At 72.4% G+C, this 22,917-nt stretch carries 19 protein-coding genes; 16 read left to right on the forward strand and 3 right to left on the reverse strand.

From position 1 onward, the window contains the following. Positions 1-269: 269 nt before the first annotated feature. Complete coding sequence (locus ABUL08_RS05280) at positions 270-1,928, reverse strand: glycoside hydrolase family 27 protein (RefSeq protein WP_350935040.1); 1,659 nt, start codon at positions 1,926-1,928, stop codon at positions 270-272. Between the two features lie 189 nt (positions 1,929-2,117). Between ABUL08_RS05280 and ABUL08_RS05285 the strand changes: the two genes are divergently transcribed. The 7 genes from ABUL08_RS05285 to ABUL08_RS05315 all read left to right on the forward strand — a co-directional run bounded on the left by ABUL08_RS05285 (position 2,118) and on the right by ABUL08_RS05315 (position 10,789). After that, positions 2,118-2,261 carry a hypothetical protein gene (locus tag ABUL08_RS05285; RefSeq protein ID WP_350935042.1) on the forward strand — a complete coding sequence of 48 codons (144 nt, stop codon included), beginning with the start codon at positions 2,118-2,120 and terminating at the stop codon, positions 2,259-2,261. Between the two features lie 321 nt (positions 2,262-2,582). Then, positions 2,583-2,672, forward strand: coding sequence for a K(+)-transporting ATPase subunit F (gene kdpF / locus ABUL08_RS05290; protein ID WP_350935044.1), 90 nt, complete (start codon positions 2,583-2,585; stop codon positions 2,670-2,672). Further along, on the forward strand, positions 2,672-4,327 hold the full coding sequence (gene kdpA, locus ABUL08_RS05295; RefSeq protein WP_350935046.1) for a potassium-transporting ATPase subunit KdpA: 1,656 nt from the start codon (positions 2,672-2,674) through the stop codon (positions 4,325-4,327). The genes kdpF and kdpA overlap by 1 nt, the downstream gene beginning before the upstream one ends. A gap of 20 nt (positions 4,328-4,347) precedes the next feature. Next, complete coding sequence (gene kdpB, locus ABUL08_RS05300; protein WP_350935048.1) at positions 4,348-6,531, forward strand: potassium-transporting ATPase subunit KdpB; 2,184 nt, start codon at positions 4,348-4,350, stop codon at positions 6,529-6,531. Position 6,532: 1 nt separating this feature from the next. Continuing rightward, positions 6,533-7,414: a potassium-transporting ATPase subunit C gene (locus tag ABUL08_RS05305; protein ID WP_350935049.1), complete on the forward strand. Its 882-nt coding sequence runs from the start codon at positions 6,533-6,535 to the stop codon at positions 7,412-7,414. Positions 7,415-7,541: 127 nt separating this feature from the next. Further along, a complete protein-coding gene (locus tag ABUL08_RS05310; RefSeq protein WP_350935051.1) occupies positions 7,542-10,094 on the forward strand; it encodes a sensor histidine kinase in 2,553 nt (850 codons plus the stop codon). Beyond that, positions 10,091-10,789 carry a response regulator gene (locus ABUL08_RS05315; RefSeq protein ID WP_350935053.1) on the forward strand — a complete coding sequence of 233 codons (699 nt, stop codon included), beginning with the start codon at positions 10,091-10,093 and terminating at the stop codon, positions 10,787-10,789. The genes ABUL08_RS05310 and ABUL08_RS05315 overlap by 4 nt, the downstream gene beginning before the upstream one ends. Positions 10,790-11,012: 223 nt before the next feature. Here the strand turns inward: ABUL08_RS05315 and ABUL08_RS05320 are convergent, their stop codons facing one another. After that, entirely contained in the window at positions 11,013-12,545 is a 1,533-nt protein-coding gene (locus ABUL08_RS05320) for a sulfatase family protein (RefSeq protein WP_350935055.1), read from the reverse strand. Positions 12,546-12,796: 251 nt separating this feature from the next. Beyond that, positions 12,797-12,904, reverse strand: coding sequence for a putative leader peptide (locus ABUL08_RS05325; protein WP_350935057.1), 108 nt, complete (start codon positions 12,902-12,904; stop codon positions 12,797-12,799). A 310-nt stretch (positions 12,905-13,214) separates the two neighbouring features. Between ABUL08_RS05325 and ABUL08_RS05330 the strand changes: the two genes are divergently transcribed. The 9 genes from ABUL08_RS05330 (at position 13,215) to ABUL08_RS05370 (ending at position 22,874) form a co-directional block, all read left to right on the forward strand. Beyond that, entirely contained in the window at positions 13,215-13,739 is a 525-nt protein-coding gene (locus ABUL08_RS05330; RefSeq protein ID WP_350935059.1) for a SigE family RNA polymerase sigma factor, read from the forward strand. Continuing rightward, the gene (locus tag ABUL08_RS05335; protein ID WP_350935061.1) at positions 13,736-14,899 is read left to right on the forward strand and encodes a hypothetical protein; all 1,164 of its coding nucleotides are present in this window, start codon (positions 13,736-13,738) and stop codon (positions 14,897-14,899) included. Before ABUL08_RS05330 ends, ABUL08_RS05335 begins: the two co-directional genes overlap by 4 nt. 188 nt (positions 14,900-15,087) lie before the next feature. Then, positions 15,088-15,801, forward strand: a complete 714-nt coding sequence (locus ABUL08_RS05340) for a hypothetical protein (RefSeq protein ID WP_350935063.1) — start codon at positions 15,088-15,090, stop codon at positions 15,799-15,801. Between the two features lie 416 nt (positions 15,802-16,217). Further along, entirely contained in the window at positions 16,218-16,547 is a 330-nt protein-coding gene (locus ABUL08_RS05345; protein WP_350935065.1) for a bacterial transcriptional activator domain-containing protein, read from the forward strand. A 177-nt stretch (positions 16,548-16,724) separates the two neighbouring features. Next, positions 16,725-18,680, forward strand: coding sequence for a translation factor GTPase family protein (locus ABUL08_RS05350; protein WP_350935067.1), 1,956 nt, complete (start codon positions 16,725-16,727; stop codon positions 18,678-18,680). A 107-nt stretch (positions 18,681-18,787) separates the two neighbouring features. After that, positions 18,788-20,383, forward strand: coding sequence for a phenylacetate--CoA ligase family protein (locus ABUL08_RS05355; protein WP_350935068.1), 1,596 nt, complete (start codon positions 18,788-18,790; stop codon positions 20,381-20,383). After that, the gene (locus tag ABUL08_RS05360) at positions 20,383-20,826 is read left to right on the forward strand and encodes a DUF4188 domain-containing protein (RefSeq protein WP_350935070.1); all 444 of its coding nucleotides are present in this window, start codon (positions 20,383-20,385) and stop codon (positions 20,824-20,826) included. Before ABUL08_RS05355 ends, ABUL08_RS05360 begins: the two co-directional genes overlap by 1 nt. Continuing rightward, positions 20,823-21,902, forward strand: coding sequence for a GNAT family N-acetyltransferase (locus ABUL08_RS05365; RefSeq protein WP_350935071.1), 1,080 nt, complete (start codon positions 20,823-20,825; stop codon positions 21,900-21,902). Before ABUL08_RS05360 ends, ABUL08_RS05365 begins: the two co-directional genes overlap by 4 nt. Further along, positions 21,903-22,874 carry a nitroreductase family protein gene (locus tag ABUL08_RS05370; protein WP_350935073.1) on the forward strand — a complete coding sequence of 324 codons (972 nt, stop codon included), beginning with the start codon at positions 21,903-21,905 and terminating at the stop codon, positions 22,872-22,874. It begins immediately after the preceding gene. Positions 22,875-22,917 lie beyond the last annotated feature (43 nt).

Below are 22,917 nucleotides of genomic sequence, written 5' to 3' on the forward strand. Positions count from 1 at the left end.
GTCTGGCTGGTTGCATGCTTGCGGCTGGGCGGTCGGGCCGGCCGTCGCGCGGGTTGGGCTGCCACCCGGCCGATCTGCGCCATGTCCCACGCCTCTGTCGGCCGTCCGTGTCGCGGTCCTGGTGACCGCGACGGGCGGCGGGTGGCCGGGCCGTCCGGAGGTCCCGCCACCGATGGTCGAGAAGCCATCCTCCCGACCGAAGCAGGTGTGGGCTCTCGTGCCGGTCAGGCCGCGGGCGGGTCACCGCTGCCTGCGCGACGCGGACCGGCTCATGAGATGCGCAGGAAGTTGCCCGTCCAGCGGGTGCCGTCCCAGTTGCCGCCGACCGCGTCGAGTTGCAGGTTCGTGGTACCCGCGAGGGGGCTGAGGTCCTCGAAGTCGTAGTGCGGTTGGCCGTTGATCTTGAAGGTGACGTGGACCCGGACGCCGTAGATGAACCGGGGGTCGGTCTTGTTGATGGTCACCACGGCTGGACCGGCCGAGCTGCCGGCGGTGGTCAGCAGGTCACCGACCCAGGCCGTGCCGTTCCAGGTCGCGCCGTTCCCGTTGAGGTTCAGCGTGATCGCGTGGTCGAGGGTGCCGATGTTCTCGTAGTCGTCGTGCCAGTCGTCGTTGATCAGGAACTCCGTCCGCACCTGGAGGTCGGTGACCGTCCGGGTATCGGTCTTGACGATGCGGATCACGTCCGGCGTCTCGCTGCCCGCCACCCGCAGCAGGGCGACGCCGTGGGCGGGGACAGTGGTGGTGTAGCCATCGCTGAAGGAGCCCCGATCGGCCCTGGCGACCAGGTCACGGACGGTCGCGGAGCCCGAGCCCAGCCCGACGTCACGCCAGTCCACGTGGATCGACGCCGCGGCACCGGCCCGGTTCCAGAGGGCCACCACGCGTACGCCGGAGCCCTGGACCTTCTTGGACCAGACCTCCTGTTCGCCGAGGTCGCGGATCCGCCGCCCCTGCACACCGAGCGGGTCCTGGTCGACCGCGATGACCTCAGGGTTGGTGAGGATGGCCCTCGTCGTGGCGCTCATGGTGGTCAGGTCGTTGCCCGCGATGAGTGGCGCGGCCATCAGCGCCCACATGCTGAAGTGCGTCTGGTATTCCGTGTCGGTCATGCCATGGCCGCCGACGCTGCCGGTGCCGTAGTTGCCGACCTGCAGCATGTCCGGGTCGTTGAAGAATCCGGGGTGCGCGTACATGGCGTGATCGTTGTTGCTGTCGATGATCTCGTCGACCGGCATGCCACCGGTGGCGGCGTTGCGGGTGTAGTCGTCGACGATGTCGCCGGTGCTGCGCGCCTGGTTACCGGTCCTGGGTCCCCAGGGCTTGAAGGCCCAGGCGCAGACGGAGAAGACGATCTGCCGCCCGGACGCGGCGAGCGCGTCGCGCATCGTCTCGTACTGGCTCTTCTGGTCGAGGGTCGCGTTGCAGTTGTCGTACTTGAGCAGATCGACGCCCCACGACGCGTACGTCCGGGCGTCCTGCGCCTCGTGCCCCTGCGAACCGGGCCGTCCGGCGCAGGTCTGCGTGCCCCGGTCGGAGTAGATCCCGAACTTCAGCCCCCGCGCATGCAGGTAGTCGCCGAGTGCCCGCATGCCGCTCGGGAAGCGGACCGGGTCGGCGACGATGGTGCCGGTGGCGTCCCGGCTTGTCTGCCAGCAGTCGTCCAGGTTGACGTACCGGTAACCGGCGTCGCGCATGCCGGTGCTGACCATCGCGTCGGCCTGCCGATGGATGAGATCCTCGTCGATGCCGCAGGCGTACCGGTTCCAGCTGTTCCACCCCATCACCGGGGTGCGTTCGAGCCCGTTCTCCAGTGCCGAGGCGGGTCCGGCCGGGACGGCGGCGACCGCCGTGCCGACCAGCAGGAGTGCCAGCAGGGCCGCCGAGGTGGGGCGCCATGGGCGCTGATCGCGGTGGGATTCGGACATCGCATGCTCCCTGGGCCAGGGCGAGGGCCTGCGAGACCACGACAGGCATCGATTGCTGGCAATGTGAGTATGCCCGGCCCGCATGGCCTCGACAAGGCGGAAGACCGTGCTGTGCGTTTCTTGCAGGGGTGACCGGTCATTGTCCGGACACGGCGGCGGGGAAGTTTCCGCCGGGTGCAGGGTCTGGCGATGAGGCGGCGGACGGTCGCGGCCGTCGCGGCGGCGGTGGCGATGGTCGTGCTGGTGGCGGTCGCCCTGATGAGCGGGATCCACGGCGGGGCGCCGCCGACCGGCTGGCGGCACCCGGTCCGGCCGGGAGCACCGCGGCGGTGACCGCCGCCGCCGGAGTCGGCTTGGGGAAGAAGCCCGAACCGGTGCCACCGGGGCTGCCGACCCACGCAGTGACCCGTTTCACCTGATCAGAGCCGGGTGTCAAAAGGGCGTCAAGAAACCACCGGCCGGCGTCATGGTTGCGTTAACGACCCTGTCCAGCGAGCGCCAGCGGCGTTTCGATTGCCCGGCGCGACCGCACGGCGGTCGTGACGAACTCATTTGCCGGTAAGGGGAGTCAGCCGTGTCTGACGTGGTGTTCGTGGTGTTGACGGTGGCGCTGTTCGCAGCGCTCGCCCTGATGGTGCGGGCGGTGGAGAAGCTGTGACTGCTGTCAATGCCGTGGGCTTGGTGCTGGCGATCGGCCTGGCCGTGTTCCTGGTGGTTGCCCTGCTGTTCCCGGAGCGGTTCTGATGACCATGACAACAGCAGGCGTCGTCTTCCTCCTGTCCTTGGTGGCCGCCCTGGTCGCGGTCCACAAGCCGTTCGGTGACTACCTGCTCCGGGCGATTTCCGGGCAGCGGCAGTCCCGGTTCGAGCGGGGGATCTACCGCCTGGTCGGGGTCAACCCGGCGGCCGAGCAGTCCTGGGGCGTGTACGCCCGTAGCGTGCTGGCGTTCTCCGCGGTGTCGATCCTGTTCCTGTACGCGTTCCAGCGCCTGCAGAACCACCTCTGGCTCTCGCTGGGTTTCGATCCGGTGGTGCCGCACGGTGCGTGGAACACGGCCGTGTCGTTCGTGACGAACACGAACTGGCAGTGGTACTCGGGTGAGTCGACCATGGGTCACCTGGTGCAGATGGCCGGCCTGGCGGTGCAGAACTTCGTCTCCGCCGCCGTCGGCATCGCCGTGGCGGTGGCGCTGGTGCGCGGCTTCGCCCGCAGCCGCACCGGCGACCTGGGCAACTTCTGGGTCGACCTGACCCGGATCGTGCTCCGGGTCCTGCTGCCGATCGCGGTGCTCGGCGCGCTGGCGCTGATGATCGGCGGCGTGGTGCAGAACCTGTCCGGTGGCACCGACGTGACCACGCTGACCGGCGGCACGCAGCACGTCACGGGCGGGCCGACGGCCAGCCAGGAGGTCATCAAGGAACTGGGCACCAACGGTGGCGGCTTCTACAACGCCAACAGCGCCCACCCGTTCGAGAACCCGACCGCGTGGACGAACTGGCTGGAGATCTTCCTGATCCTGGTGATCCCGTTCAGCCTGCCCCGGGTCTTCGGCCGGATGGTCGGGCAGACCCGGCAGGGGTACGCGATCGCCGCGGTGATGGCCCTCCTCGCGCTGGCCGGCATCTCCTTGACCAACGTGTTCGAGTTGGCCGGCCACGGCACGGTCCCGCAGGCGGTCGGCGCGGCCTTGGAGGGCAAGGAGGTGCGGTTCGACGTGTCGAACTCCGCCACCTTCGCCGCGGCCACCACGCTCACCTCGACCGGCGCGGTCAACTCGTTCCACGACTCGTTCACGACGCTCGGCGGGATGATGACCATGGTCAACATGATGCTCGGCGAGGTCGCGCCCGGCGGTACCGGTTCCGGCCTCTACGGCCTGCTGATCCTCGCGGTGATCACCGTGTTCGTCGCCGGCCTGATGGTCGGCCGGACCCCGGAGTACCTGGGCAAGAAGATCGGCTCGCGCGAGATCAAGTTCGCCTCGATGTACTTCCTGGTCACGCCGACGCTGGTGCTGATCGGCGCGGCTGCGGCGTTCGTCACCGGCAACAACTCCACCGCGTTGAACGTCGGCCCGCACGGCCTGTCGGAGGTGCTCTACGCGTTCACCTCGGCGAGCAACAACAACGGCTCGGCGTTCGCCGGCATCACCGTGAACACGCCCTGGTGGAACACCGCGCTGGGGCTGTGCATGCTGCTCGGGCGGTTCCTGCCGATCATCTTCGTGCTCGCGCTGGCCGGCTCGCTGGCCCGCCAACAACCCACCCCCGCCTCCGAGGGCACCCTGCCGACCCACAAGCCGCTCTTCATCGGCATGGTCGTCGGCGTCACGGTGATCCTCGTCGCCCTCACCTTCCTGCCCGCCCTCGCGCTCGGCCCGCTGGCCGAAGGGCTGTGACCACCATGAGAGAGAAGGACATGACCATGTCCACGCCGGCACCGCACGGCACCGCCGACGCGGGCACCGCCGGCACACCGGCCACCCAGGGCGACCGGGTCGGCGGCGGTCTGCTCGACCCGAAACAACTGATCCGCTCGCTGCCGGACGCGCTGCGCAAGCTCGACCCCCGTACGCTCTGGCGCAACCCGGTCATGCTGATCGTCGAGATCGGCGCGCTCTTCACCACCGTGCTCGCCGTCGCCGACCCGTCGGTGTTCGCGATCGCGATCGCGGTCTGGCTGTGGCTGACCGTGCTCTTCGCCAACCTCGCCGAGGCGGTCGCCGAGGGACGCGGCAAGGCCCAGGCCGACACCCTGCGGCGGGCGAAGCAGGACACCGTCGCCACCCGGCTCGTCGGCTGGACGCCCGGCGCGGCGGCGAACGCCTACCGCGACGAGGCCGTCCCCGCGCCGCACCTGAAGCAGGGCGACATCGTCCTGGTCGAGGCCGGCCAGATCATCCCGGGCGACGGGGACGTGGTCGAGGGCATCGCCAGCGTCGACGAGTCGGCGATCACCGGCGAGTCCGCCCCGGTGATCCGGGAGTCCGGCGGTGACCGCAGCGCCGTCACCGGTGGCACCCGGGTGCTCTCCGACCGGATCGTGGTCCGGATCACCCAGAAGCCGGGGGAGAGCTTCATCGACCGGATGATCGCGCTGGTGGAGGGCGCCGACAGGCAGAAGACCCCGAACGAGATCGCGCTGAACATCCTGCTCGCCGCGCTCACGATCATCTTCCTGCTGGCCGTCGTCACCCTCCAGCCCCTCGCCGTCTTCTCCAAGGGCTACCAGGCGGCCGCACCGGACTCCGGTGCCGTCACCGACGCCGGCGTCACCGGCATCGTCCTGGTCTCGCTGCTGGTCTGCCTCATCCCGACCACCATCGGCGCTCTGCTGTCCGCCATCGGCATCGCCGGCATGGACCGTCTCGTCCAACGCAACGTCCTCGCCATGAGCGGCCGGGCCGTCGAGGCGGCCGGTGACGTCAACACCCTGCTGCTGGACAAGACCGGCACGATCACCCTGGGCAACCGGCAGGCCGCCGAGTTCCTGCCGGTCGAGGGCGTCGACGCGGTAGCGGTCGCCGACGCCGCGCAGCTCTCCAGCCTGGCCGACGAGACGCCCGAGGGCCGCTCGGTGGTGGTCCTCGCGAAGAACGAATTCGGGCTGCGTGAGCGTGAGCCGGGCCTCATCCCGCACGCCACCTTCGTGCCGTTCACCGCGCAGACCCGGATGAGCGGCGTCGACCTGAGCGGTCAGGACGGCGTCCGACGGATCCGCAAGGGCGCCGCCGCTGCGGTGGTGAAGTGGGTACGCGAGCTCGGCGGCCACCCGACCGAGCAGGTCGGCGAACTGGTCGACGCGATCAGCGGCACCGGCGGCACCCCGCTGGTCGTCGCCGAGCACATCGACGGTGGGCCGGCCCGGGCGCTGGGCGTCATCCACCTCAAGGACGTCGTCAAGGCCGGCATGCGTGAGCGGTTCGACGAGATGCGCCGGATGGGCATCCGCACCGTGATGATCACCGGCGACAACCCGCGGACGGCGAAGGCGATCGCGGACGAGGCCGGGGTGGACGACTTCCTCGCCGAGGCCACCCCGGAGGACAAGCTCGCCCTGATCAAGAAGGAGCAGGAGGGCGGCCGGCTGGTCGCGATGACCGGCGACGGCACCAACGACGCGCCCGCGCTGGCCCAGGCGGACGTCGGCGTCGCCATGAACACCGGCACGTCGGCCGCGAAAGAGGCCGGCAACATGGTCGACCTCGACAGCGACCCGACCAAGCTGATCGAGATCGTGGAGATCGGCAAGCAGTTGCTGATCACCCGGGGCGCGTTGACCACCTTCAGCATCGCCAACGACATCGCGAAGTACTTCGCGATCATCCCGGCCATGTTCGCCGGCATTTACCCGAGCCTGGACACGCTGAACGTGATGCGGCTGGCCAGCCCCGAGTCGGCGATCCTGTCCGCGGTCGTCTTCAACGCCCTCGTGATCATCGCGCTGATCCCGTTGGCTCTGCACGGTGTGCGGTACCGGCCGGCGTCGGCGTCACAGCTGCTCAGCCGCAACCTGCTGATCTACGGCCTCGGCGGGATCATCGTGCCGTTCGTCGGCATCAAGCTCATCGACCTGCTCATCCAGTTCATCCCGGGGATCTGACATGCGCCTTCCCAGTTGGCTCGCCCAACACCTCGCCGCCCTGCGCGCGGTGCTCGTCTTCACGGTGCTGCTCGGGCTGGCGTACCCGCTCGCCCTCGTCGCCGTCGGCCGGCTCCCCGGCCTGGACGGCAAGGCCGACGGCTCGCTGGTGACCGTCGGTGGCCGGACGGTCGGCAGCTCGCTCATCGGCCAGTCCTTCACCGACGCCGACGGCAACCCCGTCCGCCGCTACTTCCAGTCCCGGCCGTCCGCGGCCGGCGACGGCTACGACCCCACCGCCACCGCGGCCAGCAACCTCGGCCCGGAGAGCGTGGTCGACACCATCGCCCCCAACCCCGACGACTCGACGCGGAGCCTGCTCACCCAGGTCTGCTCCCGCAGCAAGGCGATCGGCGCACTCGACGGCGTCGACGGGCGGCGCCCGTACTGCACCCCGGACGGCGTCGGCGCGGTGCTGGCCCTGTTCCGGGCCGACGGACTGACCGGCCGGATCACCCGGGTGGTCAGCGTCAACCAGGTCGCGCCGGCCACTCCCTTCATGAGCAGCTATCAGGGGGTGCCGGTGGAGCCGGCCCAGTCGGGCCACGACTACGTCGCCGAGGGCGGCCTGATCACCCCCATCCGGGGTGACGCACCCGCCGAGCCGGCGGTACCCGCCGACGCGGTCACCGCCAGCGGCAGCGGCCTCGACCCGCACATCAGCCCCGCGTACGCGGAGATCCAGGTCGCCCGCGTGGCGCGCGAGCGCGGCGCGGACCCGGCCACGGTCCGTAAGCTGATCAAGGAGCACACCATCGGCCGTTCGCTGGGTTTCATGGGCGAACCCGGCGTCAACGTCCTCGAACTCAACCTCGCCCTCGACGAGAGGTTCCCCGCCCGCTGACGCTCGGTCCACGGGCAGGGCCGAGCTGCGGTGCCGGCCCTGCCCGACACCGTCCCGTCGGTCCGCCACCGAGCGGGCGCCGAAGAAGCCGACTTCCCCAGCGCCCTCACCAGAGAGGATCGTCTGCGTGTCACGAGGAGAGCTTCGGATCTACCTGGGGGCCGCCCCCGGCGTCGGCAAGACCTACGCCATGCTGGAGGAGGCCCAACGCCGTGCGGAACGCGGCACCGACGTGGTGATCGGCTTCGTCGAGACCCACGGCCGCAAGCACACCGCCGCCATGATCGGTGACCTGGAGCAGGTGCCGCGCCGCGCGCTGACCTACCGGGGCGTCGAATTCACCGAGATGGACCTCGACGCCGTCCTCGCGCGCCGACCCGACGTCGCCGTGGTCGACGAGCTGGCGCACACCAACGTCCCCGGCTCCCGGCACGAGAAGCGCTGGCAGGACGTCCAGGACCTGCTGGACGCCGGGATCAGCGTGCTGACCACGGTCAACGTCCAGCACCTGGAGTCGCTCAACGACGTGGTCACCCAGATCACCGGCACCACCCAGCGGGAGACCCTGCCGGACCAGGTGGTCCGCGCCGCCGGGCAGGTCGAGCTGGTCGACATGACCCCGGAGGCGCTGCGCCGCCGGATGGCGCACGGCAACATCTACCGGCCCGACAAGATCGACGCCGCGCTGGGCAACTACTTCCGGGTCGGCAACCTCACCGCCCTGCGTGAGCTGGCCCTGCTCTGGCTGGCCGACAAGGTCGACGAGCAGCTCGACCGCTACCGGGCCCAGCAGGGCATCTCCGCCACCTGGGAGGCCCGGGAACGGGTGGTCGTCGCGCTCACCGGCGGTCCCGAGGGTGACACCCTGATCCGCCGGGCGGCCCGGATCGCCGCCCGCGGCAAGGGCGCCGACCTGCTCGCCGTACACGTGGCCCGCAGCGACGGGCTGGCCGGCGCCGACCCGGCCCAGCTCGCCCGGCAGCGGGTGCTGGTGGAGAGCCTCGGCGGGACGTACCACCAGGTGCTGGGCACCGACGTGCCGCGAGCACTGTTGGACTTCGCCAAGGGGGTCAACGCCACCCAGCTCGTGCTCGGCGCGAGCCGGCGGGGACGCCTCGCCCAGGTGTTCTCCCGCGGGGTCGGGGTGACCACCACCGCCCGCTCCGGCACGATCGACGTGCACCTGGTGACCCATCCGCAGGCGGGTCGGGGCCGGCGCGCGAGCGGGGTCCCGGCGGCACTGTCGCGCCGCCGCCGGCTGCTCGGCTTCGCGCTGGCCGGGCTGGGGATGCCGCTGCTCACGCTGCTGTTGTGGGCACTGCCGGATCTCACCCTGACCAACGACATCCTGCTGTTCCTCGCGGGAGTCGTCGGGGTGGCGCTGGTCGGCGGGCTGTGGCCGGCGCTGGTCGCCGCGCTCGGCGCCTCCCTGCTGCTGAACTGGTTCTTCACCCCGCCCTACTACACGCTGACCATCGCCGAGGCGGACAACCTGCTCGCCCTGGGCGTCTTCGTCGGCGTCGCGGTCGCGGTGAGCTGGGTGGTCGACGTGGCGGCGAGACGGACCAGAGAGGCGGCGCGCGCGTCCGCCGACGCGCAGACGCTGGCCACCGTCGCCGGCGGCGTGCTGCGCGGGCAACGTCCGCTGCCCGCGCTGCTGGACCGGCTGCGGGAGACCTTCGCGCTGCGCGCGGTCAGCGTCCTGGAACTGGCCGCGGACGCCGAGGGGCGACCCGGCCGGGCTCGCGAGGAGGGCGCCTGGCGGGTCGTGGCCAGTGTGGGAGAGGCGCCGGCGTGCAGCCCCAGCGCGGGAGAGACGGCGGTACCGGTCGACGACCGGCTCACCGTCGTGCTCGCCGGCCGCCGGCTCGAAGCCGCCGACCGGCGGGTGGTCGAGGCGTTCGCCGCGCAGGCCGCCGTCGCGCTGCGCCAGGAACGCCTCGCCGAGGAAGCGGCCACCGCCCGTCCGCTGGCCGCCGCAGACCGGATGCGCACCGCACTGCTCGCCGCGGTCAGCCACGACCTGCGTACGCCGCTGGCCTCCGCGAAGGCGGCGGTGAGCAGCCTGCGCAGCCACGACGTCGAGTTCGACGCCGACGACCGGGAGGAGCTGCTCGCCACCGCCGACGAGTCCCTGGACCAGCTGCACCGGCTGGTGGCGAACCTGCTCGACATGAGCCGGCTGCAGGCCGGCGCGCTCGGGGTCTCCGCCACCGCGATCGGGCTGGAGGACGCCGTACCACGGGCGCTGGACGAGCTGGGCCCGATGGCGGCCGAGGTCACCACCGACATCCCGGCCGACCTGCCGGCCGCCGCCGCCGACCCGGGGCTGCTGGAGCGGGTGCTGGTCAACATCGTGGCCAACGCGCTGCGGCACAGCCCGCCCGGCCAGCCGCCCACCATCACCGCGAGCGCCCACGCCGGGCAGGTCGAGCTGCGGATCATCGACACCGGGCCGGGCATCCCGGAGGACCAGTGGGAACATGTCTTCCTGCCGTTCCAACGCCTCGGTGACCGGGACAACCAGACCGGCGTCGGACTCGGCCTCGCCCTGTCCCGCGGCCTCGCCGAGGCCATGGGTGGCAGCATCACCCCCGAGACCACCCCGGGCGGCGGGCTGACCATGGTGCTGCGGCTGCCCGCCACCGCGCAGACGACATCAGAAGGGCCGCCGGAATGACCCGAATCCTCGTCGTCGACGACGAACCGCAGATCCTGCGTGCCCTGCGGATCAACCTGCGCGCCCGCGGCTACGACGTCGAGGTCGCCGACACCGGCGCCACCGCCCTCAAGGCCGCCGCCGGCCATCCCCCGGACCTGGTGGTGCTCGACCTGGGACTACCCGACATCGACGGCATCGACGTCATTCGAGGGCTGCGCGGGTGGACCGCCGTGCCGATCATCGTGCTCTCCGGTCGGGCCGGCAGCGAGGACAAGGTCTCCGCCCTCGACGCCGGCGCCGACGACTACATCACCAAACCCTTCGGCGTCGACGAACTCCTCGCCCGCATCCGCGCGGTCACCCGCCGCCTCACCGTGACACCGGGCGACACTCTGGGGCCCGCCACGACGGCCGCCGCCCGAGTCGGCCGGCACACCGTCAACCTCGCCGACCGCACCGTCACCCGGGACGACGGCACCGAGGTGCGGCTCACCCCCACCCAGTGGGCCATGCTCGACAAGCTGCTCCGCCACCCCGGCAAGCTGATCAGCCAGCGCCAGTTGCTCCACGACGTGTGGGGCCCGGAATACCAGCAGGAGACCAACTACCTCCGCCAGTACATGGCGCAGCTGCGCCGCAAGCTCGAAGACGACCCCGCCCGCCCCCGGCACCTCATCACCGAACCGGGCATGGGCTACCGCTACCGACCGTGATCTCCGTAGCGGCACGACCCCGCAGCCCGGCGGACCTTGACGGGCGAGAGCGTACGGGTCCCTGGCCGCGCAGCCCGGGCAGGAACGGTCACCTCCTGGCACGCTCGCGGCAGCGGCGCCCGCGGAGAACCGGGGGCGCCGCTGCCGCGAGCGGTCGGAGCTGCGCGGACGGGAACGCGGGGGCATCCTCCGCCGGCCGGATGGTGAGAGCGTGGAGTGCTGGCTACTGCGGAGGGCTCTGCTCCGCGTCGCGCAGCGCCTGGCCGGAAGCGTTCTTCAGGGCGGCGACCCAGGCGTCGAGCCGTTGCCTGAGCGTCGCGCTGGCACTGCCGTAGGCGTTGTCGAGCTGGTCGGGGTCCGTGGACAGGTCGTACAGCTCGTGCTCGCCGGTGTCGTAGGCGACGTAGTTCAACGCGCCGGTGGTGCCGAGGGTGTTGGGTTTGGCCCTGAGTCCGACGTAGACCGGTGAGCCGCCGGCGGCCAGCGCCTGGGTGTCACCGGGGTCCTGAGGCTCCAACACGTTGCTGGTGGAGTTCGTGTTCAGGGTGCTCGGTCCGGCGTGCTCGTTGAGGAAGGCCAGCCGCCATGGCGACGGCGTGAGCCCACGGAGGAAGGGCACGAGCGACCGGCCGTCGACGAAGGCGGGTGGCGTCAGCCCGGCCAACTCGGCGAAGGTCGGCGCGAGGTCGACGTTGAGCGTGAAGGCGTTGACGACCGCCCCGGCGGGCACGCCCGGGCCGCGGATGACGAGCGGGACGTTGAGGTCTTCCTCGTATGCCGTGTTCTTGCCGGAGTTCAGCCGGTGCTGCCCCTGGTGGAATCCGTTGTCCGAGGTGAAGACGATGTAGGTGTTGTTCAGCACGCCCTGCGCCCGCAGCGTGTCGATCGTGCTCTGGACGAGGTCGGTGACTGACCGCAGTGATTCCCTGCGCTTCTCGTACAGGGCGTCGATGTTGTCGATCTGGGCCTGGGTGAGCTTGGCCTTGTTACGGATCCAGGCCGGCTTGTCGCTCACGTCGTCCTCGTTGAACGCCGGGGTGCGCGGAGCCTTGGCGCCCGGGTAGATGCCGTCGTAGCGGGGCGGCGGGGTCGCCGGACCGTGGGGGACGTAGGGCGTGACGTAGGTGAAGAAGGGCTTGTTCGGGTAGGTGGTGGTGGTGTTCCTGATGAACGTGGTCAGCTTGCGTGAGACCACGTCGACGCCGTAGTCCGACGGGCCGCTGCCGTAGTGAACGGTCGTGCCGTCGTCGTTGACGTCGTAGTTGTATTCGGAGTAGGGGCTTCCGCCGTTGGGGCTGAACCACCGGTCCCACCCCGGTGGGATGTACGTGCTGCTGGGCGCCCCGTTGGGATAGCCGTTCAGGTATTTGCCGAAGAAGCCGGTCCGGTAGCCGGCACCCTGGAGCCACGTCGCGATGGTGGAGTTCTCCAGCCCTCGCCGGTACACGCTCTGGAACCCGCCACCGGTTGCCGCATCGTTGGTGAAGATTCCGGTGTTGTGCGCGAACTGGCCGCGTAGCGTCGACGTCCGGGATGGGCAGCACAGCGAGAGCTCGACGAACTGCTTGTGGAATGTGGTCCCCTGGCTGGTCAGGAGCGCCTGAAGCCCGGCGTCCCTGGCGAAGACCTCCTCGTTGAGATCATCCGTGAGGATGAGCACGATGTTGGGTTGCGTCGTCGCCGCCAGGGCCGGTGAGCTGCCCTCGAGTCTCAGTCCCACGTAGGCTGCGCTCGTCGTCAGGACGAGCAGGGCCAACGACAGGGCCAGTCGGCGGCGGTGTGCCGAGTGCGGTGTCATACCTGCGCCTCTCCGTGTGGGTCTTCCGATCCGTTGCTGCGTCCCCTCGCGGTCGCCTGCCGGCGCATCACCTCCCTCGTCGGTGGCAGGCGGGCAGAACCGCGCCGCGCGGGGCGGTGTGCCGCGCGCAGCAGGAGAGGGGACGTCATCCCGGTCGCGCGCTGACCGCACGGCGGCGGACAACGCGGGCCGGTGACAGGGGGAGCGGGTCAGTGGGTGCGTGCCGAGCAACAGAGAGCGCTGCTCACCCGCGCCAGGTCGACGTGCCGCCGCGCGGTGGCGTGGATCTGGTGTCCACGGCGGGCGTTCATCGTCATGTCTCTATCGAACCCCAGGCATTCCCTACTGGTCAAATAGGAATTCAGTTGGTGGGACTGTCGTGGCCGGACCCGGGCCGGCCGTCAGGGCACCAGGGCGCGCGGCGCCAGGTCGATGAGGCCGGTGAGGGCCGGCACCAGGAGAGCCGGTGTGGTCCCTCCTGCCGCTGTCGCGCGCGGAACCCCGCCGCGATCCGGCCCTGATCCGCCTCTCGGCGCTGCCCGGTCGATCGCGCGAGTCTGACAACCATTCCGTCCCCGACGGCGTATTTGCTGGTACGGGATCCTTCAGCCGAGCGGGGGCAGCCACGTGGATTCAGGACCGGACGAGTTCGAGTCGTTCGTGCGGGCGCGAACGCCTGCACTGCTGCGTTCGGCCTATCTGTTGACCGGGGACCAGCACCTCGCGGAGGACCTGGTGCAGAGCGCGCTGGTGCGTACGCATCGCGCCTGGCGGCGCGTGCACGAACTCGGCAACGCCGAGGCGTACACCCGTAAGGCGATGTACCACCTGCAGATCTCCCGGTGGCGGCGACGCCGCCCGGCCGAGTCGTTCACCGGTGCCACCCCGCAACGGTCCGAGCGGGCGGAGCCCGACCACGCCGAGTTGACCGCGCTGCGACTCTCCCTGCGGCTGGCTCTGGCGCGGCTACCGGTCAAACAGCGTGCCGTCGTGGTGCTGCGGTTCTTCGAGGACCTCTCCGAGGCGCAGGCGGCCGAGATGTTGGGGGTGACCGTCGGGACGGTCAAGAGCCAGACCGCCCGGGCCCTGGCCCGACTGCGCGCTGTCGCACCCGAGCTCAATGACGCGTCCGCGACGGGAGGCCTCCGATGAACGACCTCGATGAGCTGCGTACTGGTCTGGCACACATCGCCGAGGAGGTCGCGCCGGTTGACCTGCACGCTCGGGTGCTGGCGTCGTCGCGCCGGGTGGCCCGGCGGCGGGCCGTCGCCGGCGTGGCCACCGCGTGCGCCGCGGCGGTTGTCGCCTCGGCCGTGGTGATCGACATGAACCGGGTCGCCCCGTCACCGCCGGGTCCGCCCACGACGTCGGTCGCGCCGCAGCCCACCACCCTTCCCTCGTACGTGGAGACGCCGACGCCGGGCTCCGGTCCGTTCGCGAACGCCACCGTCACCGTGCCGACCTGGGGCCCCGCCGACACCACCTGCGTCACCGGCCGGGTGCGGATCGTCGACGGGCAGTACTACCGGGGGGCGGGGACGCGGCCGGTGAACGTGCTGTCGTGGGTCACGGCGGACGTGGACGGCGACGGCAGGGACGACTACGTGGCGCACCTGAAGTGCGGTGAGGGCACGGAGTCGCCGGCCGAGCAGGTGGTCGCCTTCCGGCGGTCGGGTGGGCAGTTGCTGCCGCTGGGCCGGGTGGTCGGGACGCAGGACGGGCCGGCCATGCTGACCGCGCTCGAGGCCCGCGACGGCGGGCGGATCGCGGTGCAGGTCCTCGCCGAGGTGACCGACGGCAGCGCCCAGTTCGTACCCCACCAGTGGCGGGTGTACGGCTGGCGGGGGGCCCGGTTCCGGCAGGTGGCCGGCCCCACCTCGTTCCCCGCCGATCCGCCGGCAGCCGCGTTGTCCGTACGGTCGAGTGCCTTGACCTTCCACCGCGCGAGCGGCGGGTACGCGGGCGAGCTGACCGTCACCGTCCTCAACGGCGGCACCCTCGCCGTGCCCCGCGCCGAATTGGCGGTGTTCGTGCCGGCTCAGGTGCGGCCGGCCGGCGATGGGTGGACCGGTTGCACGGAGGCCGCCGACGCCGAGGCGGTCGTGCTGCGATGCACGGTGGGGGACCTCGGGGCGGGGGAGACCCGGCAGCTCCACCTCGGGTTCGTCGCGTCGGCGATCCAGGGCCGCCCCGACGGGGCGGTCGGCCCGGACAACCACGACCACTACCTCACGCTCGACCAGCGTCCGCCCTACGTCCTGGAGAAGCCCAGGGACGCGGTGGAGGCGTCCTTCGCTGTGGTCGTGCCGTGAGCGGTGCCCCGGGCGCCTGCGCCGCCGGCCCTGCTCGACGACCAGGCCGCCGCGCATGACCGCAACGTCGCGCTGGCGCGCGTGGTGCACCGGACGCCACGTGCGCCGGTGCACCCCCGTACGGTGCGTGGGGGGCGTTCAGGGCACTAGGATTGCCGCCGTCCGAGCGGCTGCTGAAACGAGGCGAGATGCGTTGGCTGCGGCGGTTGCTGGGTGGCAACCCGGTCCAGCTCGATCCGGCGCGGCAGCAGGCGCTGCTGCGGGAGCTCCGACAGCGCTACGGCGCCCACGCGCAGGTCCGCTTCTCCGACCAGGTCGACGCGGCGGCCCGCCTGCTCGACGGGGACGACGGCCTGGTGGTGGCCGTCCGGATCGTGAGCGAGGCCGCCGACGAGGCGTACGCGGATCTGCGGGCACAGGCCCACGACGTGCAGCTGCGGACCGGTCGGCGACTGGTGGTGCACCGGCGCAACTACCGGCCGCTGTGGAAGGAGGCCGGCCCGGCCCTGCGGTGGCCGCTGTTCACGCTGCCGGGCGGCTTCCACCCGTACGTGCAGGTCGCCGCCGCGGTCGTGGTGATCGGCGGCGGTGCCTCGCGGCTCGACAAGGTGACCGATCCGAAGCCGCTGGTGACCCGTCTGTTCGAGCTGCTCGACCTGACCACCGCCGGCTGGGAGTACGGCCGGGTGCGGGTCGACACCGACGCTGCCGCCCTGGTCGAGCGGCTGAACACGACCGCCGGGCGGGTCCTCGCGGCGATGGACGACCCGCCTCGGCTGCCCCCGCCGGTCCGCGAGCTGATGCGCCGCAACAACGCCCTCGACGTGCACGACCCGAGTCGTCCCCGGGTGGTCGGCACGATCAACCTCGGCGCGCGCATGCGGGAGGTCCTGCTGGCCTGAGTCACCGTGACGGGTGGGCAGCGGAGCCCGGGGGACGAGCTGGGCATGCCGGAGGAGGACACGATCCGCGTACTGCTCACCGACGTCACGAGGAACCCGGCGGGATAGTGCGCCGCGACCGCCGACACCGGCTCAGCCGCTGAGCGGGGTGAGGAAGACGGCCGGTCGCCCCTGCGTCGCGCGTACCACCATCGTCGCCTCCCGATCAGACCGCCGCGGCGGCATCGTCACGATCGACCGGAGCGGACGCCCCGGTCATCGCACGTGCTCGACCGACCCGCAAGGGTGCCCCGGGAAGGTCCGGCCGGCGCGATGAGCCGCGCCGGCCGGGCGTCCACCGGCGGTCAGGAACCGATGGCCTGCTTCGTGGCCAGCTCCGCGTACGCCTCGTCGAACTCCCGGCACCCAGCGTGGTGGTGACCGACGGCGCCAGCGTGGCGCTGGACACCGGACGGGTGTGGATCGACCTGGAGACCTTCCTGCGGCAGTCCGAGCAGGGGCTGCGGTGGTTGCGCGGCGGCCGGACGGCCGAGGGGCGGGCCCTGCTCACGTCGGCGGAGAGCCTCTACGTCGGTGACTTCCTGGAGGGCGACCCGTACGAGGACTGGGCGCTGCCCACCCGGGAGCTGGCGCGCGCCAGCTACCTGCGGGTGACGCGGGCGCTGGCGGACGACGCCGCCGAGCGGCGCTACGCCTCCGCCATGCGGGCGATCGGGATCCTGCCGGACGACCGCGTACGGCCCTGAGGCTCCGGGCGGCGACCGGTCGACCGAATTCGGTGGTGCCGGTCGCGGCGGCCGTGCGAACGTGGAGACCGGCCGCCGCACCGGCGGACGGACCGAGGGCATCACGACCACGAGGAGTGACAATGCGAGCAGCTTCCACGCTCCGGACCCTTGCCCGTCCCACCGTGGAGTGCTGCCTTGACCTTGTTGAACCTCGGGATCGTCGCCCATGTTGACGCCGGAAAGACCAGCCTGACCGAACGCCTCCTCTACGAGGCCGGCGCCGTCGCCCAGCTCGGCAGCGTCGACGCGGGCACGACGCGGACCGACTCGATGGAGTTGGAACGCCGCCGCGGCATCACCATCCGGGCGGCCGTCACGTCCGTCACCATCGGTGGGCTGAGCATCAACCTGCTGGACACCCCCGGCCACCCCGACTTCATCGCGGAGGTCGAGCGGTCGCTGGCCGTGCTGGACGCCGCCGTGCTGGTGGTGTCGAGCGTGGAGGGCGTCCAGCCGCAGACCGTCGCCATCTGGCGGGCGCTGCGCCGCATCGGCGTACCGACGGTGTGTTTCCTGAACAAGGTGGACCGCCGCGGCGCCGACGTCGAGCGGGTCGTCGACCAGCTGCGCCGCCGACTCGGGGCGCGTCCGGTCCTGCTCACCCGGGTCGTCGGCCAGGGCGGGCGCGACGCCCGGGTGCGGGGCGTGGGCCTCGACGCCGACGCGGTGGTGGAGGCGGTGGCGGAGGTCGACGACGCGGTGGCGGCCCGCTGGCTGACCGACCAGCCGGTGCGCGTGCGCGACGTCCGGCGGGCGATCCGGCGCGCGGTGCGCCGCGCCGACCTCACCCCGGTCGCCTGCGGCTCGGCGATCACCGGGGCCGGCGTACGTCAGCTCTGCCACCTCCTCGCCGACCTGCTGCCCCGTGGCGAGCAGGGGAACGGTCCGCTGGCGGGTACGGTCTTCGCCGTCGACCGGGACGGGCACGGCCGGCGGGTCTGGCTGCGGTTGTGGTCCGGGCAGCTCCGCGTCCGGGACCGGGTGCAGCTCGCCGGGGCCCGCCCCCAGACGGTGACCCAGATCGCCGTCACCGAGCCCGAGGGTGTGCTGGTCCGCCCCTGCGTCTCCGCCGGTCAGATCGCCGCGGTGCGCGGCGTGTCGGCCCGGATCGGCCAGCACCTCGGGGACCCGCCCCGGCGGCACGGCTACCGGTTCCCGCCGCCGACCCGGCAGGCGGTCGTCGAGCCCGTCGAACCGGAGCAGCGGCTGGCGATGTTCGCCGGCCTGGCCGAGCTGGCCGACGAGGACCCGCTGGTGGACCTGCGCCTCGACGAGCAGCAGGCGGAGGCGGTGATCCGCCTGCACGGCGAGGTCCAGAAGGAGGTGCTGGCCGCGCTCCTGCACGACCGGTACGGCGTCCGGGTGCGCTTCTCCGGCACGTTGACGGCCTGCATCGAACGGGTCGTCGGCACCGGGACCGCCGAGGAGCAGCCGCACGAGCGCGGCAACCCGTACCTGGCCGGGCTGGGGTTGCGCATCGAGGCCGCCCCGGTCGGGCACGGCATCGAGTTCCGCCCCGGGGTCGAGCCCGGTCGGTTGCCGCCGGCGTTCGTCGCCGCCACCGAGGAGGGCGTACGGGCCGCCCTGCGGCAGGGCCGGCACGGCTGGCCGGTCACCGACTGCACGGTCACCATGACGGCGTCCCGGTACTTCCCCCGGCAGAGCAGGCCGCACCAGAAGTTCGACAAGTCCGTGTCGACGGTGGCGGCGGACTTCCGCAACCTCGCCCCGGTGGTGGTCGCCGCCGCGCTGCGCCGGGCCGGCACCCGGGTGTGCCACCCGATCGAGCGCTTCGACGTCAACCTTCCGCAGCACGCGGTGGAGCCGGTGTTGGCGCTGCTGGGCCGCTCGGGGGCGGTCGTCCACGACACCGCCGTCGCCGGCGGATACCTCGAGGTGAGCGGGAACCTGCCGTCGTCCCGGGTGCCGCAGGTCGTCGCCGCGCTGCCGGACCTCACCGGTGGCGAGGCCGTGCTGACCACCACCTTCGACCACTACGCGCCGGTCACCGGGGAGGACCCGCCGACGGTGCGGCGGCGCGGACCCGATCCGGCCGACCGGGAGGGGTGGTTCCGGGCCGTACCCCGGTAGGCGGCGGGGAGGCTACCGGGGCTCACCGGGCTGGGCCCGGGTACTCAGCGCCGGATCGGGTGTTCCGGCTCAGGCCCGTCCGTCCGAACCCGACGAGACTTTCCGGCATGGCCGAGACGCTGCACCGACCCGCCGCCCCGCCCGCCGTCGCGTACCCCGGGCTGACGGTCGGGGAACGGCTGCGTCGGGTGCGGCTGTCGCTGCGCTGCCGGCTGTTCGGGGCGGCGCTGCGGTTCGTCGTACGCCGTCCCGGCCGGTGGCGGTGGTCGGCCCGGCGGCACCACCCGGTGCTGGACCGGCTGGCGGCGGCGAACGCCCGGGCGGTGTGCGCGCTGGCCGCGCTGGACGTCCCGGCGTACCGCGACTTCCTGCGGAGCCGACCGGACGGGCGCGCCCGGCCGGGGGAGCGGCGTCGGCTGGGGGACTTCCCGGAGACCGACAAGGAGAGCTACGTCGTCGCGTACGACGCCGCCCGGCGCTGCCGGGGCGGCCGGCTGCCGGCCCGGGGCGTGGTGGTCGACGAGTCGGCCGGCTCGTCGGGTCGGCCGTTCAACTGGCCGCGCGGCGAGCGGGAACTGCGCGCCGTGCACCACGACATCGTCGGCTACACCAGCCTGGTCTTCCCGATGCGCCGACCGTTCGTGATCAACGCGTACTCGATGGGGGCCTGGGCGACCGGGACCACGACGGGCGCCGCGCTGGCCCGGGTCGCGGTGGTCAAGAACACCGGCCCCGACCTGGGCAAGGTCGTCGACACGCTGCGCGAGTTCGGCCCGGACTTCGACTATCTGGTGACCGCGTACCCGCCGTTCCTGAAGCACCTGCGGGACCGCCTCGACGCCGAGGGTTTCCCCTGGTCGCGGTACCGGATCCAGGCCAGTTGCGGGGGAGAGGGGATGACCGAGGCGCTGCGGGACTACCTGGAGGAGCGGTTCGTGCGGGTGCGGTCGGCGTACGGGGCGTCGGACCTGACCATCGGGATCGGCGCGGAGACCCGCTTCACGGTGTGGCTGCGCCGCCGCCTGCGCACCGACGCGGCGCTGCGGACGGCGCTGCTCGGCGCGGACGAGCAGCGGCTGCCGATGGTGTTCCAGTACAACCCGCTGGCCACCTACCTGGAGACCAACGAGCGCCAGGAACTGCTCTGCACGGTCACCGGTCTCGACGTCATCCAGCCGCGGCTGCGCTACAACGTCGGCGACGAGGCGCTCCTGCTCGACCAGCGGCGGATCCTCGACCTGGTCCGCGCCGACCCGCAGGCCTGGGCCGAGTGCCGGGCGGCGCTGTCCACCGAAGGGATGGCCCTGCCGGTGCTGCTGCTGTTCGGCCGGCGCGACTCGACGGTGTCCTACCTGGGCGCCAACCTCTACCCACAGGACGTCGAGTACGGCCTGTACACCGGCAACCCGCACGCCGCGCAGATCAGCCGGTTCTGCCTGACGCTGGTCGAGGACGCCGCGCTGGAGACCCGGCCGGTGATCCACCTGGAGCTGCGCCGCCCGCTGGACGCGCCGGAGCGCGCCGCGCTCACCGCCGCCTGCCGGGACGGGGTGCGCCGACACCTCGCGGCGGTCTCCCGCGACTTCGCGCAGTCACTGACCGAGGACCCGACCGCCGGTGACCTGCGCGTCGAGACACACGAACCGGGCACCGGCCCGTTCGCCGGACCACAGAAGATCAAGAACGTCTACCTGGTGGGTTGATGATGCGTACCCGTGACTTCTCCCGGGCCCCGGCCCAGGCCGACGCCGACGCCATGTTCGTCGGCGCGACCCGCTACCGCAGCCCGCTGGCGGTCCTGCGGCTGTTCCCGGCGTGGCGGCGGATGGTCCGCGACCTGCGCCGGACGCCCGGCTACCGCTGGCACACCGTCTACTGGCAGTTCCCCTGCACGCTCGGCACGATCGCCTTCTTCGCCGACCGCGACGCGATGCTGCGCTTCGCCCGGTCCCGGCAGCACCGCCGGCTGATGGCCTGGGTGACCGACGGCACCCGCAACGCCACCGGCGGTTTCATCCGGCTCTGGACCGCCGAACCCGACGGCTACTCCAACGGGGTGTGGCGGGCCGAGTCCCCGGAGATGGCGCACATCCCGACCTTCACCCCGCTCACGTCGGAGCGGACCGGCCCGGCGGTGCGCCGGTGACCGCCGACCGGACCCGCTTCGAGCGGGTCGTCGACCGCCGCGGCCTGCGCGAGTTCCTCGCGCTCACCGACCGGGTGTACGCCGACCAGCCGCGCTTCGTCCCCACCCCCCGGCAGCAGATCCGCCGCTGGTGGCGCGACGGCACACCGATGTACGTGCTGCGCGACACAGGCGGGACGGTGGTGGGCCGTACGACGCTGCACACCGACGCCGCCCTCGACGCCAAGCTCGGCCGGCGCTGCCAGCTGTTCGGGCTGACCGAGTTCACCGCACCGGCCGCCGAGCCGCTCCTCGCGGCGATCACCGCCGCCGCCCGCGCCGCCGGTGACCGCGACGCGCTCTTCGGCCCGGTCGCGCTGCTGCCCAACCAGGCCGGCGGGGTCATCACCGCAGGCTTCGCCGACCGGGGCTTCGTCGACAGCGCCTGGAACCCGCCCCGCTACGTCACCGCCTACGAGTCGTCCGGGTTCCGCCGACGGTTCGAGTCGGACACCTGGATCTGCCCCATCTCCGGCCCCGGCACGCCGGCCGACCCGCCCGAGGGGGAGCTGCGGGTGCACCGGGGTGACGTGCGGCGGCTCGACGAGCAGCTCGACCTGCTGCGGGAGCTGCTCAACGCCTCCTTCGCCCAGCTCGGCTACTACACGCAGATCTCCGCCGCGCAGCTGCGCCGGCAGACCGACGGGCTGGCGTACCTGCTGGACGAGTCGTTGCTGCTCTATCTGACCCGGGGCGGGGTGCCGGTGGCGTTCGTGCTCTGCCTGCCGGACATCAGCGAGTTCCTGGTCCGGGTCCGGGGCGACCTGCACCCGCTGAACCAGCTCCGGCTGCTGGCCACCCGACGCCGTTACCGCCGCGAGGCGGTGCTGATCATCAAGGGCGTCCTCCCCGACCACCAGGGACGCGGCTACCAGCGGCTGCTCTCCGCCGAACTGCGCCGCAACCTGCACGCCGGCGGCTACACCACGCTGCGCAGCACGTACGTCGGCCGGGACAACCCCGCCTCCGCCGCCCAGTTCCGGGCGCTCGGCGGCCGGCCGCTGCACGGCTACACCTTCTATGAGAAGGAACTGTAGATGGACATCTCCGCGCTGCGCGTGCTCGCACCGCTGTGCTGGCGGGCGCCGAGCGCGCACAACACCCAGCCGTGGCGGCTCGACCACCGGGACGAGGAGGTCCACGTCGGGTGGGACCCGGCCGACGCCCTGCCCGCCGCCGACCCCACCGGCCGTGACCTGCGACTGTCGCTCGGCGCGTTCGTCGAGACCTGCCTGATCGTCGCGGCCGACCTCGGACTGCCGATCGAGTACGTCCCGGACCACTGCGCGCAGGACCGCCGGGTGGGGTGGTTGCGGCTGTCCCGGCCCGGCTACCGCAGCCCGTTCACGGCGGCGCAGGTGCAGGGCCGCCGTACCCACCGGGGCCGGTTCTCCGCCGGCCCGGACGCCGGGACGCTCGCCGCGCTGGACGCGGTCGCCGGGCAGGCGGGTGGAGAGGTCCGGGTCGTGTCGGACGCCGACCTGCTGACCCGGCTGCTCACCACCGCCGACCGGCACCTGTACGCGGACCCCGCCGTCGTCGCCGAACTGCGCACCTGGCTGCGCCTCACGCCGCGCCACCCGCGCTACCGGGCCGACGGGCTGACCGGCCGCTGCCTGGAACTCTCCCCGGGCGAGGCGGCCGGGCTGCGGGCGGCGCTGGCCGCGTACCCGGTGCTGCGCCCGCTCGGGCTGCCCCGGCTGCTGGCCACGGCGGCCGGCCACCCGCTCGCCCTCGGCGGCACCGTGATCGTGCTGGTCGGGCCGACCGGAATGGACGACGCGGCGCAGGTCGAGTTCGGACGGGTGCTGATGCGCACCTGGCTGACCCTGCACGCGGCCGGGCTGGCGGCACACCCGCTGAGCCAGCTCATCGACGCGTCGGCCACCCGCGCCGCGCTCGGCGCGACGTTGGACGTGGCGCCGGAGCGGCTGCTGCACGTCGCCCGGGTCGGCCGGCCGGTCGGCCCGACGGCCCGCTCGGCGCGCCGGGTCGGCGGCACCGGCTGAGCCGTCCTCGGGGCTGCTGCCGGGCCGGTGGCCTGCGTTAGGC

This window comes from Micromonospora sp. CCTCC AA 2012012 (genome assembly GCF_040499845.1).
Lineage (GTDB): Bacteria > Actinomycetota > Actinomycetes > Mycobacteriales > Micromonosporaceae > Micromonospora > Micromonospora mangrovi.